The organism is Nocardia nova NBRC 15556 (genome assembly GCF_001613005.1).
Taxonomy (GTDB): domain Bacteria; phylum Actinomycetota; class Actinomycetes; order Mycobacteriales; family Mycobacteriaceae; genus Nocardia; species Nocardia nova.
The window spans coordinates 64,589-79,202 of record NZ_BDBN01000035.1 but is presented as its reverse complement, the minus strand read 5'-3'; the positions used below and the strand labels follow the sequence as shown (position 1 = coordinate 79,202).

12 protein-coding genes are annotated in these 14,614 nt (G+C 68.2%); 4 read left to right on the top strand and 8 right to left on the bottom strand.

The annotated features are described in order from the left end of the window. The first annotated feature begins 48 nt into the window (after positions 1 to 48). Positions 49 to 303, top strand: coding sequence for a 30S ribosomal protein S18 (gene rpsR / locus NN2_RS15405; RefSeq protein WP_040722001.1), 255 nt, complete (start codon positions 49 to 51; stop codon positions 301 to 303). A gap of 60 nt (positions 304 to 363) precedes the next feature. Here the strand turns inward: rpsR and NN2_RS15400 are convergent, their stop codons facing one another. Then, positions 364 to 924, bottom strand: a complete 561-nt coding sequence (locus tag NN2_RS15400) for a LysM peptidoglycan-binding domain-containing protein (RefSeq protein ID WP_063014260.1) — start codon at positions 922 to 924, stop codon at positions 364 to 366. 187 nt (positions 925 to 1,111) lie between these two features. On the opposite strand from NN2_RS15400, the gene NN2_RS15395 reads away from it, so the two are divergent. After that, positions 1,112 to 1,573, top strand: a complete 462-nt coding sequence (locus NN2_RS15395; RefSeq protein WP_051755844.1) for a hypothetical protein — start codon at positions 1,112 to 1,114, stop codon at positions 1,571 to 1,573. An 85-nt stretch (positions 1,574 to 1,658) separates the two neighbouring features. Here the strand turns inward: NN2_RS15395 and purH are convergent, their stop codons facing one another. The 6 genes from purH to sucC form a co-directional block, all read right to left on the bottom strand. Next, positions 1,659 to 3,248 carry a bifunctional phosphoribosylaminoimidazolecarboxamide formyltransferase/IMP cyclohydrolase gene (gene purH, locus NN2_RS15390; protein WP_063014258.1) on the bottom strand — a complete coding sequence of 530 codons (1,590 nt, stop codon included), beginning with the start codon at positions 3,246 to 3,248 and terminating at the stop codon, positions 1,659 to 1,661. Next, complete coding sequence (gene purN, locus NN2_RS15385) at positions 3,241 to 3,885, bottom strand: phosphoribosylglycinamide formyltransferase (protein ID WP_174554974.1); 645 nt, start codon at positions 3,883 to 3,885, stop codon at positions 3,241 to 3,243. Before purN ends, purH begins: the two co-directional genes overlap by 8 nt. A gap of 65 nt (positions 3,886 to 3,950) precedes the next feature. Continuing rightward, on the bottom strand, positions 3,951 to 5,729 hold the full coding sequence (locus NN2_RS15380) for a cell division protein PerM (RefSeq protein ID WP_063014248.1): 1,779 nt from the start codon (positions 5,727 to 5,729) through the stop codon (positions 3,951 to 3,953). A gap of 155 nt (positions 5,730 to 5,884) precedes the next feature. Beyond that, complete coding sequence (locus NN2_RS38950; protein ID WP_281208772.1) at positions 5,885 to 7,036, bottom strand: DUF5336 domain-containing protein; 1,152 nt, start codon at positions 7,034 to 7,036, stop codon at positions 5,885 to 5,887. Positions 7,037 to 7,382: 346 nt separating this feature from the next. Continuing rightward, positions 7,383 to 8,297: a succinate--CoA ligase subunit alpha gene (gene sucD, locus NN2_RS15370; protein ID WP_030515078.1), complete on the bottom strand. Its 915-nt coding sequence runs from the start codon at positions 8,295 to 8,297 to the stop codon at positions 7,383 to 7,385. Positions 8,298 to 8,311: 14 nt separating this feature from the next. After that, positions 8,312 to 9,478, bottom strand: a complete 1,167-nt coding sequence (gene sucC / locus NN2_RS15365) for an ADP-forming succinate--CoA ligase subunit beta (RefSeq protein ID WP_063014245.1) — start codon at positions 9,476 to 9,478, stop codon at positions 8,312 to 8,314. Between the two features lie 633 nt (positions 9,479 to 10,111). On the opposite strand from sucC, the gene NN2_RS39205 reads away from it, so the two are divergent. Together NN2_RS39205 and NN2_RS15355 are read left to right on the top strand one after the other, a co-directional pair. Then, positions 10,112 to 11,404: a M23 family metallopeptidase gene (locus tag NN2_RS39205; RefSeq protein ID WP_063014243.1), complete on the top strand. Its 1,293-nt coding sequence runs from the start codon at positions 10,112 to 10,114 to the stop codon at positions 11,402 to 11,404. A 26-nt stretch (positions 11,405 to 11,430) separates the two neighbouring features. Next, a complete protein-coding gene (locus NN2_RS15355; RefSeq protein ID WP_063014241.1) occupies positions 11,431 to 11,958 on the top strand; it encodes a GNAT family N-acetyltransferase in 528 nt (175 codons plus the stop codon). A gap of 24 nt (positions 11,959 to 11,982) precedes the next feature. On the opposite strand, the gene pcrA is transcribed toward NN2_RS15355, so the two are convergent. Beyond that, on the bottom strand, positions 11,983 to 14,532 hold the full coding sequence (gene pcrA, locus NN2_RS15350; protein WP_063014239.1) for a DNA helicase PcrA: 2,550 nt from the start codon (positions 14,530 to 14,532) through the stop codon (positions 11,983 to 11,985). Positions 14,533 to 14,614 lie beyond the last annotated feature (82 nt).

The window sequence follows — 14,614 nt, the reverse complement described above, 5'->3', positions numbered from 1 at the left end:
CGCGCGACAGCGTAGGACCAGAGCTCACGCCGAGAAAGGATGGCCCACATGGCAGTCAAGCGAGCACCGTCGAAGCGGATCCGCGCCGAACAGGCCCGGCGGCCCAAGAAGAACCCGCTGATCGCGGCCGGCGTCGAAACCGTCGACTACAAGGATGTGAACCTGCTGCGCACGTTCATCTCCGACCGCGGCAAGATCCGTAGCCGCCGCGTCACCGGACTCACCCCGCAGCAGCAGCGGCAGGTGGCGGTCGCGGTGAAGAACGCGCGCGAGATGGCGCTGCTGCCGTTCACCAGCAGGTAGCGAACGGACAAACGAGCGCCCCCGATACCGCGGCATCGGGGGCGCTCGGTCGTTTCCCGGTCAGGGAATGGTCAGCAGCTGACCCTCGTTGATGACATCCGGATTCTCGATGCCGCTCGCCCCGGCGATCTCCAGGTAGCGGTTGCCGTCGCCGTAGAACCGTTCCGCGATGGCCCACAGCGTGTCACCGGACTCCACGGTGTAGGTGCGGGGTTCCGGCGCCGCCGGCGGCGGAGGCACCTGCTCGGCGGCCGGAGCGGCGACCGGCTCCTCGACCACGATCGGGCTGTCGGTGTTGGTACCCGACGCCCACAGCGAGGCGCCGTCCCGGCCGTACAGGACGAGGTTGCGGTCCGATTGCAGGACCAGATGATCGGCGGCCTGCCCGTTGGTATCGGTGGCCCAGACGGGCCCGCTGCCGGAGTACAGCACGAAGTTGCCGTCCTCCTGCAGTACGGCGCGCTCGACGCCCCGCTCATGGGTCATGGTCGCCCACACGACGGTGCCGTCGGGCTCGGAAAGCACCAAGTTGCCGTCATTTTGGAGAGTCAGCGTGTACGCGCCGCCCTGAAGGGCCTGACCCAGGCCGAGTTCCTCGCCTACCTGCAACGTGTCGCCCACGCGGTGGATCCTTTCGAGAAGAGGTCGTGTCGATCGGTGATTCGATGGCGCAGAACCGCATTCGCTCATCGTTTGCGAACACTACTTGGCGCGCCCCGGATTTCGCAGCAGTTACGCGCCGGCGTTCGCAGAATGTTCACTGGGACGTGGCTCACAGCCACCTCGCCCCCGCCGATAGGGTGACTCCATGGACTCCATCCCCGGACGACGCCGCATCGCAGCGGCGGCACTCGCGCTCCTCGCACTACCGGCCCTCCTGGTCACCGCCTGCGGGAACTCCGACAACGGTGGGGCACAAGCGAATACGACGACAGCCGCGGTGAGCACTCCCACCGAGCAGAATCCACCGCAGCCCGGCCGGATGTTCACCGCCAACTCGACGATCACCAATCCGCACCCGCTGCCGTTCGACAGTTGGAGCCGGGTGGCTCCGGACCGGATCGCGGTGAATTTCCAGATCGGCTCACCGGAGTGTTACGGCGTGGACGCGACCACCACCGAAACCGACAGCACCGTCACCGTCGCCCTGAAGGCCGGCACCCTGCCCGAGGCGGCCGGGCGCATGTGCACCATGATCGCCGTCTTCGGCACCCTGGAGATTCCGCTGAAGAAGCCGCTGGGCGACCGGAAAGTGTTGAGCGCGAACTGATTCGCCCGGGTCAGCGAACGGCCCCGTCGAACGACGTCGCCGCCCGCCGGAGACTCCGGCGGGCGGCGACGTTCGTGTTCACCGATCAGTGCGCGAAGTGACGCGCCCCGGTGAGGTACATCGTGACTCCGGCCTCCCGGCAGGCATCGATGGTCAGCTGATCGCGCACCGAACCACCCGGCTGCACAATGGCTTTCACGCCCGCGGCGATCAGCTGCTGCGGACCGTCGGGGAACGGGAAGTAGGCGTCGGAGGCCGCCACCGACCCCTTGGCGCGGTCACCGGCGCGCAGCACCGCCAGATGGACGGCGTCGACCCGGTTGACCTGCCCCATGCCGACCCCGACCGAGGCGCCGTCGTGGGCCAGCAGAATCGCATTCGATTTCACGGCCCGGCATGCGCGCCAGGCGAATTCGAGGTCGGCGAGGGTTTCGGCATCGGCCGCTTCGCCGGTGGCGAGCGTCCAGTTGACGGGGTCGTCACCGTCCGCGTCGACGATATCGGTCTGCTGCAGCAGCGCGCCGCCGCTGATCGGCCGCAGTTCGACGCCACCGCGCCGGGGCTCGTCGGCGATCAGGATGCGCACGTTCTTCTTGCGCTGCAGCACCTCCACCGCGCCGTCGGCGTAGCCCGGAGCCACGATGACCTCGGTGAAGATCTCGGCCACCTGTTCGGCCATCTCGACGGTGACCTGGCGGTTGGCCGCGATCACGCCGCCGAACGCACTCACCGGATCGCAGGCGTGCGCCTTGCGGTGCGCTTCGGCGATATCGGCACCGACCGCGATGCCGCACGGATTGGCGTGCTTCACGATGGCCACCGCGGGTTCGGCGTGGTCCCAGGCGGCCCGCCAGGCGGCATCGGCATCGGTGTAGTTGTTGTACGACATCTCCTTGCCGTGCACCTGCTTCGCCTGCGCCAGCCCGGCCGGGCCGGAGTCGTTGCGATACAGCGCCGCCGCCTGATGCGGATTCTCGCCGTAGCGCAGCACCGCGTCGCGGGTCCACACACCGCCCATCCAGGACGGGAACCGGCTGTCCGCGTCGGAGTCCGCGGAATCGTCGGCGGTCAGCACGTTGGTCATCCAGCTCGCGACCGCGACGTCGTAACTCGCGGTGTGCTGGAAAGCCTTGGCCGCCAGCGTGGTTCGCTCGGCGAGGGTGAAACCGCCACCGCGCACCGCCGCCAGCACGTCGTCGTAGTCACCGGTGTCGACCACGACCGCGACCGAGGGGTGGTTCTTCGCGGCCGCTCGCACCATCGACGGACCGCCGATATCGATCTGCTCGACGCATTCGTCGGGTGTGGCGCCACTGGCGACGGTCTGTGTGAACGGATACAGGTTCACCACCACCAGCTGGAATGCCTCGACGCCCAGCTCCACCAGCTGATCGAGGTGTTCCTGCTTGCGGGTGTCGGCGAGGATGCCGGCGTGCACGCGGGGATGCAGCGTCTTCACCCGGCCGTCGAGGGTTTCGGGGAAACCGGTGAGGTCTTCGACCTTGGTCACCGGAATTCCGGCATCGGCGATGCGGGCGGCGGTCGAACCGGTCGACACCAGCTCGACACCGGCCTCGTTCAGTCCGGTGGCCAGCTCGATGAGCCCGGTTTTGTCATAGACGCTCACCAACGCCCTGCGGATCGCCCTGCGTGCACTAACCGGGGCCTCACTCATCTGGAATTACTGCCTTTCGTCCGTCGCAGACAATGCCTCGCGTGGCGACGGCGGCGACGGTCTCCGCCAGCAGCCGACGCTCCACAACTTTGATGCGCTCGTGCAAACTCGCCTCGTCGTCGCCGGGCAGCACCGCGACCGGCTCCTGAGCGAGGATCGGTCCGGTGTCGACGCCCGCGTCGACCAGATGCACGGTCGAACCCGTCACCCGCACTCCGTATGCCAACGCGTCGCGCACCCCGTGCGCGCCCGGGAAGGCCGGCAGCAGCGCGGGATGGGTGTTGATGATCCGGCCCTCGAATCGCTCCAGGAATTTCGGGCCGAACAGGCGCATGAATCCCGCCGACACCACCAGGTCGGGGGCGTAGGCAGCAACCGCGTCGGTGAGCGCGATATCCCAGGCGGACCGATCGGGATGGTCGGCGGGGGCGACACGGAAAGCCGGAATGCCGGCCCGCACCGCATGGTCGGTCGCCGCGCAGATCCGGTCCACGCCCACGGCGGCGATGCGCGCCGGGTAGTCCGGGCGCTCGGTGGCCGTGATCAGCGATTGCAGCAGCGATCCCGTGCCCGAGGCGAGTACGACAAGGGTCGCAGGCGCGGTCGGAGGGACCAGCTGGGCGGGCGGGGTGGTCAGCGCTCTACTCCCTGTGCGTCGGGGCTGCCGGAGGGCGGCGAACCCGAGGTCCGCCGGGTTAGAGCCTAACGACCGCCCCTGCCGGGACTCTCCGGCAGGTCACCCTCTACCACTTCGGCGTCGACGATGTCGGAGTTCCCGGCGTCGAATTCGTCGTCCGGATCGGCGTGCGCGGGCGCGAGATCGTCGTCGAGCAGTTCGCCGTCGACCTCCACCACCTCGACGGAGCCGGTGCGGCGGTAAGCCGGTCGTGGATAGTCGTCCTCGACGGCGATACCGTCGACATCGTCCTCGAATTCGTATTCGACATAGCGCGGGTCGTCGTACAGCTGGTCGATGTAGCCCGGCTCGGCGCGGTCGTCGTAGTCGTCGTCACGGTCGAAGTCCGGGTCGTAGCCGTGATCCCGGTGCTCGTGGTCGTACCCGCCCCTGTCGTACTCGTCTCCGTCGTTCTCGTCTCCGTCGTTCTCGTCAATGTCGTTCTCGTCAATGTCGTACTCGTCTCGCGAGTAGTCGGTGGGCAGGTACCGGCCGCGGTGGCCGGAACGCCCGCCGAACCCCGGCTCGACCACAGCGGGCGGAATTCCGAGAATCCTTCTCCCACACAGCAATCCGAGATATCCGGCCACGGTCAGCCAGGCGAAGGTCAATCCCGCGGTGACCAGCACGCCGGGACCGATCTCGCCGAACGACCCGACCGCGCCGCCCGCCGGAAGTCCCAGCAGCACCATGGCGAGCGCCGCGAGCGCCGCCGAGAACACCGTCGCCCACGGACTGCGCACCTCGTCGGCGGAGTCGCGCGCGCAGTCCAGCCCGCCACGCACGCCGACCGCCGCCGGAACCAGCAGCAACACCGGCCACCAGGCGGCCGCGGGCCCGCTCGGCACCGCCGCGAGTACCGGCAGCGCGGGCACCGGCGCCCCGGCGACCGAGAAGACGCTCAGCGCCCCGGCGCCGATGTGCACGTCCGCACCGATCAGAACGCTGGTCGCCGCGATCACGACGTTCGGCAGATAGGCCAGCGACAGCACGGTCAACCCGACGACACCCGCGAAATTCCCTGCGGCCGCATAGGTATCGCCGATCACCGACCAGTGCAGCACGAACGACACCAGCGTGAGGATCGCCCCGCCGAGCAGCAGCCGCCACAGCGCCCGCGCCGCCGCCCGCGCCCCGGCGAAAACCCAGTCCGGCAGATAAGAGGCGATCCGGTCGCGTAGCGCATTGGGCCTGGTCGCGATCCCGGTGGCCGCCGCGAGCAGATGTAAACCCCCCACACAGCAGAAGGCGGTGAGCGTATCGGGCGACTGCAGGGGCACGGCCGTCGCGGCGTCCTCGGCCACGGCCAGGCAGACGGCGGTGACCAGCAGCGGGCCCGCGAGCGCGGCGCCGACGATCCAGCCCAGATCGGCCCGCGAGGAGCGCGGCGAGACGGCATGCGCGCAGTCGCGCATGGTCAGCCACAACACCACCGCGGTCGGCAGCAGCGGCAGCAGGCCGAGTGAGGTCTTGCCGACCACGACCGGGACCTGATGCACGGCCAGCCATCCGGCCGCGATCGCGCCGGACGCGCCGGTCAAACCGCTGCCCGCGGCCATCAGCGTGACCAGCACGATCGCCACGATGGCGACCACGGTGAAACTCGACGCGCGAGCCGCGATGATGAGCAGCACCTTGGCCCGCTCGGGACTCAGTGAGAGGAATACCGGATCCTCGGGTCCGTCCGCGCCCGGGCCGTGACCGCTCCGCCGCTGCGGCGCATCGCCGTGCGAGTGAGCCTGCGCCGGTCTCGCGCCGGCCCGCTGTTCGCGAAGGTCGGCCCATCGGACCAGTGCGGACTTCATAGAACTACCTCGCGGGATCCTGGTTGACTCGTCCGGTTGACTCGCCGAAGCACGACACGACCACCGACATGTCAGGGTGTCAGCTGGAAACGGATCGGCGAGTCAGGCGCGCCGTGAAGAGCGCCTGACTCGCCGATCGTCGCGTCGGAGCGGATCTACTTCTGGTCGTCCTCGGGACGGAAGGCCTTGGTGGCGTCGGCGGCCGGGTTGCCGGTCTGCTCGCCACCGAACGGCTGGGCGCCGGGCTGACCGGTCTGCCCCGCCTGGCCCTGCTGGCCCTGCTGACCGAAGTTCAGCGAACCGTACTGCTGGCCGGGCTGGCCGGGCTGCTGGCCCGCGGCGCCGAAGTGCTGGGTCGCGGCCTCGTCACCACCGGTCTGCGGGCGCTGACCGTAGGGCGACTGGGCACCCTGCTGGCCGTAACCCTGCTGGCCCGGCTGACCGTAGGGCTGCTGTCCGGGCTGGCCGTACGGCGAGGGCTGCTGGCCGTACTGCCCCTGGGCGTACTGCTGGCCGTACTGCCCGTAGCCGGCCTGCTGCTGACCTGCCTGCTGCTGGGCCTGACTCTGCGCCTGGCCGTACTGCTGGCCGTACTGGCCGTAAGCGGCCTGCTGGCCGGCCTGGGCCTGACCGTAGGACTGCTGCTGGGCCGGCTGGCTCTGGCCGTAGGAGGACTGCTGGCCGTAGGCGCTCGACCCGCCGGGGCCGGGAGCGGCGGCCGCTGGCTTGGCCTCGGGCGCGGAGAGGATACCGGTCTCGAACAGCAGCGCGACCACGGCGGCGGCGAGCTGCACGAGCGCCAGGAAGACCAGGACCCAGGCGGTGCCCGCGGTCTTGTACAGCGTCGGCGTCACGAACGCCTGGAACAGGACGCCGAGGAAGCCGGCCGCCGAAGCCGCCGCGACCACCCCGTTCTTGGCTTCCTGCTTGGGCAGCAAGGCGATACCGGCCACGAGACCCGCGAACAGCAGCAGCAACAGCGGGGCCGTGCCGCCCTCCTGGAACAGGCTCATGCCCTTGTCGGGCTCCTTGGAGCTGTTCATCGCGCCCTCGTCGAAGGTCGAGAAATCGAGGAAGCCCAGGAAGAAGTTGATTACGCCCAGCGCGGCGATTCCGACGGTCAGGTAGAACGTCAGACCCTTGCCGCTCAACGCCGAAAGCCCCGAGCCGCCGCCGGTACTACCTGTCGGCTGCTGGCCGAAGCTCGGGGCGGACGAGGGTGTGGGCCCGGGCGTCTGATTGGGCGCGTTGTACCCGGATCCCCCGGTCGGGTAGGACATGTGGTCGTCTCCTATCGAGTCCTTCATCGGCTTTCAGGCTGAATGCCCTTGACGCTACTGCACTCGAGCGCGCCGGTCACGGCCACGACGCCACTGGCGGCAAGCTCGAGAATTCACTATGAACCGCATACCCGTCTCGATCGTGTTGTCACCGAAGACGATCGGAGGTATCGGATGGACGTTTCGGAAATGTTCTGCACGGTGGTGCGGACGCTGGGCCTGTGCCACCTGCTCCCGGCACCCTGAACGACGGTTGTTCCCTGCCCACGACAACCGCTGCCGACCTGCCCACTGCCCGGCAGCACGTCGTTCACCTGCCGAGATGAAAGAAGGCCGCCTTGTCGCAACAAGGCGGCCTTCGCAGTACCTGCGATCAGGCGGTGATCGAGGCCTTCTCCAGGATCTCGCGCGCCAGGGCGGCGGTCTCGGACGGGGTCTTGCCGACCTTCACGCCCGCGGCCTCGAGGGCCTCCTTCTTCGCGGCCGCGGTACCCGAGGAACCGGACACGATGGCGCCGGCGTGGCCCATGGTCTTGCCCTCCGGCGCGGTGAAGCCCGCGACGTAGCCGACGACCGGCTTGGTCACGTTCTCCTTGATGTAGGCCGCGGCCCGCTCCTCGGCGTCGCCGCCGATCTCGCCGATCATGACGATGAGCTTGGTCTCCGGGTCCTTCTCGAACGCCTCGATGGCGTCGATGTGGGTGGTGCCGATGACCGGGTCGCCACCGATGCCGATGGAGGTCGAGAAGCCGAAGTCACGCAGCTCGTACATCATCTGGTAGGTCAGGGTGCCCGACTTCGACACCAGGCCGATCGGACCCTTACCGGTGATGTTGGCCGGGGTGATGCCCACCAGCGACTCGCCCGGGGTGATGATGCCGGGGCAGTTGGGGCCGATGATCCGGGTCTTGTTGCCCTTCTCCACGTTGTAGGCCCACGCGTAGGCGGTGTCCTGCACCGGGATGCCCTCGGTGATGACCACCAGCAGCGGGATCTCCGCATCGATGGCCTCGATGATGGCGTCCTTGGCGAACTTCGGCGGCACGAAGGCGATCGACACGTCGGCGCCGGTCTCCTTGATGGCCTCGGCGACGGTGCCGAACACCGGCAGCTCGACGGCCGAGCCGTCCTTGGCGGTGTGCGAGACGGTGGTGCCGGCCTTACGGGCGTTGACGCCACCGACGACCTGGGTGCCCGCCTTCAGCATCAGCGCGGTGTGCTTGGTGCCCTCACCGCCGGTGATGCCCTGGACGATGACCTTGGAGTCCTTGTTCAGGAAGATAGACATTTCTCGTTCGTCCTTTACTTGGCCGCAGCCAGTTCAGCGGCCTTGTCGGCGCCTTCGTCCATGGTCTGGGCGAGGGTGACCAGCGGGTGGTTGGCATCGACGAGGATCTTGCGACCCTCCTCGACCTTGTTGCCGTCGAGGCGGACGACCAGCGGCTTGTTCGCCTCCGACCCCAGGATCTCCAGGGCCTTGACGATGCCGTTGGCCACCGCGTCACACGCGGTGATGCCGCCGAACACGTTCACGAACACGCTCTTGACCTGCGCGTCGTTGAGGATCACGTCGAGACCGTTGGCCATCACCTCGGCCGAGGCGCCACCACCGATGTCGAGGAAGTTGGCCGGCTTCACGCCGTCGTGCTTCTCACCGGCGTAGGCGACGACGTCCAGGGTCGACATGACCAGGCCGGCACCGTTGCCGATGATGCCGACCTCACCGTCGAGCTTGACGTAGTTGAGGTCGTTCTCCTTGGCCTTGAGCTCCAGCGGATCGGTGGCGTCACGATCGGCGAACTCGGCGTGGTCGGGGTGGCGGAAGTCGGCGTTCTCGTCCAGGGTGACCTTGCCGTCCAGCGCCAGGATCTCGTTCTCCGGCGTGCGGACCAGCGGGTTCACCTCGACCAGGGTCGCGTCTTCGGCGACGAAGACCTCCCACAGCTTCTGAATGGTCACCGCGGCGGCGTCCAGCACGTCGGCGGGCAGGTGGCCCTGCTCGGCGATGGAGCGCGCGAAGGCCAGGTCCACACCCTTGACGGCGTCGACCGGCACCTTGGCCAGGCGGTCGGGCTTGGTGGCGGCGACCTCTTCGATCTCCATACCGCCCTCGACCGAGCACATGGCCAGGTAGGTGCGGTTGGCGCGATCGAGCAGGAAGGAGATGTAGTACTCCTCCGCGATGTCCTTGGCCTCGGCGACCAGGATCTTCTTGGTCACGTGGCCCTTGATGTCCAGGCCCAGGATGTTGGAGGCGTGGGTGAAGGCGTCGTCCGGGGTGGCGGCGTACTTCACACCACCGGCCTTACCGCGGCCACCGACCTTGACCTGCGACTTGATCATCACAGGCTTGCCGATTTCGGTCGCGATGGCACGGGCGTCCTCGGCCGAGTCCGTGACGCGGCCCTCCGACGAAGGCACTCCGTGCTTCACGAAGAGTTCCTTCGCCTGATATTCGAAGAGATCCATGTACTCACCGTCTCGTCTGCGTTGTTGTGACAACGACTTTGTTGGCGGCCCGTCGTCGGAAGCGGGTCGAGTCGGACTCTAATCAGTTCGATGTCGCCGAAATCAGCCGCATACAGCCTAAGTGGCGCAGGTCACGAGCGGGCATCCGCCCGGGCAAAACCGCTGGCCAAGGCTACTGGCGAGTAGCTTGCTGACACGCCGCCAGGTAGGGCGGACGATGGTCCGAATTGCCACATTGGCTACTACATAGTGTAGTTGCCTGTTCTCACTCGCGTGCCCAGCGGGATGTGAGATATTCCGAGAGCCAGACGTGATCAATCTCACAAGTACCCCCTTATCGAGCGGAGCGCTTGCCCACCTGCAATCGTTTCGTTACCGTCGATGCGGTCGATGTCACAGCCAGATCACAGGCGTGACGGGAATACTCGTCACTCGGTCGGAAGACCCAGCTGGTAGAACACCTGGTACAAGACATCGGCGAACCCACCCGGATGAGGCCGCGTACACCGCACCGATCAGGAGGACGGCAGGCTTGTTGCAGCACAGTGCTCCGCAGGTAGCGAGCCGTTGTACCGGCGCAGCGCGTCCCGCGTCATCCGGCTCCCCCGCGTTATCCGGTCTCGGAGTCCGCCGATGAGTCACGGTCGCCTACAACCCGGGCATCGGCCGCAGTCCGCTCGCCGTTACCGCGCCGACGGTGAATCCCTCGACCAGCATCCATACTTCGGTGGTAACCAATCCTTCGGCGGTTACACCGGTACCCGTTCCGAGGAGCCCGCGGCCGCGCCCGTGCGCAGTATGCCGGGGCGTGCCGACAGCTGGATGCCGTCCGGTGGCGCGGCCGTCGTCGGTCTCACCGCGACCACCGCACACTCGACCGAGAACACCTGGGGCGCAACCGGTTCGGACGATTCCGGGCAGTGGCAGCCGTGGGGCGCCCAGGCCCGGCCCGACGGTGACTGGACCGCCGATCCGCAGTGGCCGCGGACCGATGAATGGGCCGCCGCCGATCCCGGTTACGACGACAGCCGGGGCGTGCACTACCCCGAGGACGAGGCCGACTACGAGGCCGCCGACGGCTACGACGAGCCCGCCGGCAACGAACCGTTCAACCTGGCCCGGCTGCGCAGCCCCTGGAAGCGTGACGGCGCCGAGGCCGAAGAGGCCGGCGCCACCGCGGAGGGCCCGAAGCGGTTCAGCGGCGCACACCGGGTGCCGACCCCACCGGCCGCGCTCAAGGGCCGTGCCGCCGTGGTGGCGGTCGCCGCCGGCGCGGTGGTCGCCGCCGGACAGGCCGGAATGGAGTCCGGCAGCCAGCACCACAATGCGACCGCCGACTACGACGCCGCCGGTCAGGTTCACGAGATCGCGGCCCAGGCGGTCAGCACCCAGGCGGGTAATCCGCAATCGCCGCAGGTTCTCAATGTCGCGCCGGTCGCGGATCTCAGTCAGTTCCAGGACATCCTGCAGCACGGCCAGGAATTCGCCGCCGGACTCGCGGCCCAGGAATCGGCGAAACTGCGTCCCCTGTTCTCCAAATTCGCCAACGGCACCTTCACCTCCGGCTTCGGTAGCCGCTGGGGTGTGCAGCACCTGGGTGTCGACATCGCCGCCCCGATCGGTACCCCGATCTACGCGGTCGAGGACGGCGAGGTGATCAGCGCCGGCCCGGCCTCCGGTTTCGGCATGTGGGTCCGCCTGCGGCACGCCGACGGCACCATCACGGTCTACGGCCACGTCGACACCGCCACCGTCTCGGAGGGCCAACACGTGCTGGCCGGCGACCAGATCGCCACCGTCGGCAACCGCGGCTTCTCCACCGGCCCGCACTGCCATTTCGAGGTGTGGCTCAACGGCCAGGACAAGATCGACCCGCTCCCCTGGCTCGCCTCCCGCGGCATCTCCCTCGGCCCCGAACGCGACTAGGTTCGGGCGGCGGTCACTCCGGCGTCATGATCGAAATCAGGGTGGTCGGCGCTGAGGACTGGCGCATCTGGCGCCAAGTTCGGCTGGCAGCACTGGCGGGGGCACCGCGGGCGTACCGGACCCGGCTGGCGGAATGGCAGGGCGACGGCGATCGCGAGCACCGCTGGCGCGCGCGGTTGGATATCCCGGGAGCCCGCGATCTGCTGGCGTTGCACCACGGCGAACCGGTGGGAATAACCAGCGGGGTGCCCGGGCCGGAAGATACTGCGGCCAGGGTGATTTCGATGTGGGTCGACCCGTCCGCGCGGGGTTTGGGCGTCGGCGATCTGCTGCTGACGACTGTCGAGCGCTGGGCTGCCGAATGCGGCTACACCACGCTCCGGCTCGGTGTCTTCGCCGACAACGAGCCCGCCATCGCGCTGTACCGCCGTAACGGATTCGAATTCGAGACCGGGCCCGGCGAAGACGCCGAACGGTTCCAGCGCACCGATCTCGACTCGGACGACCGCGTGGAACTCGTCATGGTCAAGGCCGTGGTCCCGGCGCGCCGCTGAGCGCGAGCCCGCCGGAACCGCCGCTCAGAGCTTGACCAGGGTCCGGCTGTACTGCGGGATGAGGCGGATCTTGCCGGCGGTGCCGAAGTCGATGGTGACCGTGGCGAGGGCGCCGAAGCCCTCGGCGGCGACCACTCGGCCGAGGCCGTACTTGTCGTCGCTGACGCGGTCACCCACCGCGAGGACGAGGCCGGAGTTGTTGTGTTTGGCCGCGGGCCGGGCGGGACTGCGGTCGCGCAGGCCGGGGCGCTGCTGGGACCAGCCGTCGCCGCGGGTCCAATCGCGTTCCAGGCCGTCGTCCTCGCCGCGGCGGCGGAAGCCACGTCCGCCCGAAGGCGGAGTCGGCTCCAGACGCTGCCAATCCATCAGATGGCCCGGAATCTCCTGCAGGAAGCGGGACTCCGGATTCGACACCGCCTGTCCCCACCCGGACCGCACCACCGCACGGGACAGGTAGAGCCGTTTCCGGGCGCGGGTGATGCCGACGTAGGCCAGGCGGCGTTCCTCGGCCAGTTCGGCCGGATCGCCCAGCGCGCGCATATGCGGGAACTGTCCGTCCTCCCAGCCCGTCACGAACACCACCGGGAACTCCAGTCCCTTCGCGGTATGCAGGGTCATCAGGGTGACCACGCCGGAGCCCTCGTCCGGGATCTGATCGGTATCGGCCACCAGCGAGACCCGTTCCAGGAACGCCGCGAGAGAACCGGGGTCCGGCTCGCCGTCGGCCGCCTCGGGCAGCAGGCCCTCCTCACGGGCGGCCTCCACATTGTTGCGCGCCTCGGAACTGAATTCCCTTGCTACGCTGACCAATTCGTTCAGGTTGTCCAGCCGGGCGCCGTCCTGCGGATCGTCGGAGGCCTCCAGTTCGGCGCGGTAGCCGGTCTTGTCCAGCACCGCCTCGACGACATTGCCCACATCCGGGAATTCGGTGTCCCCGGTAACGCCCGCGGCGCGGATCTCGTCGAGCAGATCGAGGAAGCCGGCGATCGCACGCTGCGCGCGGGTGTTCAGCAGGGCCACCTTGCCGTCGGCGGCGTCGCGCAGCGCGGCCGCGAAGCCGATATCGCGCTGTTCGGCGTGCACCGCCACACAGGCCTCGGCGCGGTCACCGATCCCCCGGCGCGGCGTGTTGAGGATGCGACGCAGGCTCACCGCATCGTCGGGGTTCTCCAGCACACGCAGGTAGGCGACCACATCGCGGACCTCCTTGCGCTCGTAGAACCGGACTCCGCCGACCACCTTGTAGGGCAGGCCCATGCGGATGAAGATCTCTTCCAGCGCGCGCGAATTGTTGTTGGTGCGATAGAACACCGCGACATCGCCGTAGTTGTAGTCGCCCTGTTCGACCAGCCGGTCGATCTCGCGCGCGACGAACGACGCCTCGTCGTGTTCGTTGTCGGCGACGTAGCCGACGATCAGATCACCCTCGCCGGAATCGGTCCACAACTTCTTGTCGCGCCGATTCTCGTTGCGGGAGATGAGCGCATTGGCCGCCGAGAGAATGTGCTGGGTGGACCGGTAGTTCTGTTCCAGCAGAATCGTTTCCGCGTCCGGGAAATCGCGCTCGAATTCCTCGATATTGCGGATGGTCGCCCCGCGGAACGCGTAGATGGACTGGTCGGCGTCACCGACCACGCACAGTTCGCTGGGCGGCACCACATCGTCGCGGCGCGCCGGTGTGAATTCCGGATCTGCGGCCTCGGCACCCGCGTCGGCGTCGGCGAGTTCGCCGGCCGGCGGTCGCACATGATGGCCGACCAGCTCACGCACCAGTACGTACTGGGCGTGGTTGGTGTCCTGGTACTCGTCGACCAGCACATGCCGGAAGCGACGGCGGTAGTACTCGGCGACCTGCGGGTGGCTCTGCAGAAGCGCGACCGTCTCGCCGATCAGATCGTCGAAGTCGAAGGCATTGGCCGCGCGTAGCCGCCGCTGGTATTCGGTGTAGACGCGGGCGACGATGCCGGGCAGTTCGGTCTCGTCGGATTCCGCGTCCGCCGTGGCCGTTTCGGGGTCGATGAGCTCGTTCTTGAGATTGGAGATCGCGGTCGCGAGCAGTCGCGGCGAATACTTCTTCGGATCCAGATTCTGGTCGCGAATGATCATCGCCAGCAGGCGGCGCGAGTCGTCGGCGTCGTAGATGGAGAAGTTCGAGTTCAACGCGCCGGGCAGCAGGTTCGCCTGCATGCGCAGGATGCGCACGCAGGAGGAGTGGAAGGTGGACACCCACATGGCGGCCGCACGCGGACCGACCAGGTCGGTCACGCGCTCGCGCATCTCCGCGGCGGCCTTGTTGGTGAACGTGATGGCGAGGATCTGCCCGGGCGTGACGCCGCGTTCGGCCAGCAGATAGGCGATGCGCCGGGTGAGGACCGCGGTCTTCCCGGAGCCGGCGCCGGCCACGATCAGCAGTGGCGAACCCGCGTGCACGACCGCCGCCCGCTGCTGCGGATTCAAGCCCTCGAGCAGGCGCTGCGCCTGCCCCTCGGCCTGCGCGGACCCGACCGCTCCTCGCGTTGCCGCCGTACTCACCGTTGCCGTCCCCGCCGCTGTTCCCGCCACCGTCGTCTCCATCGTCCATCCACGCTACCGGCGGCCACCGACATGCTGTAGTCCGGCGCGATCTCAGCGCATTCTCGACCGCGATCTCAACGCA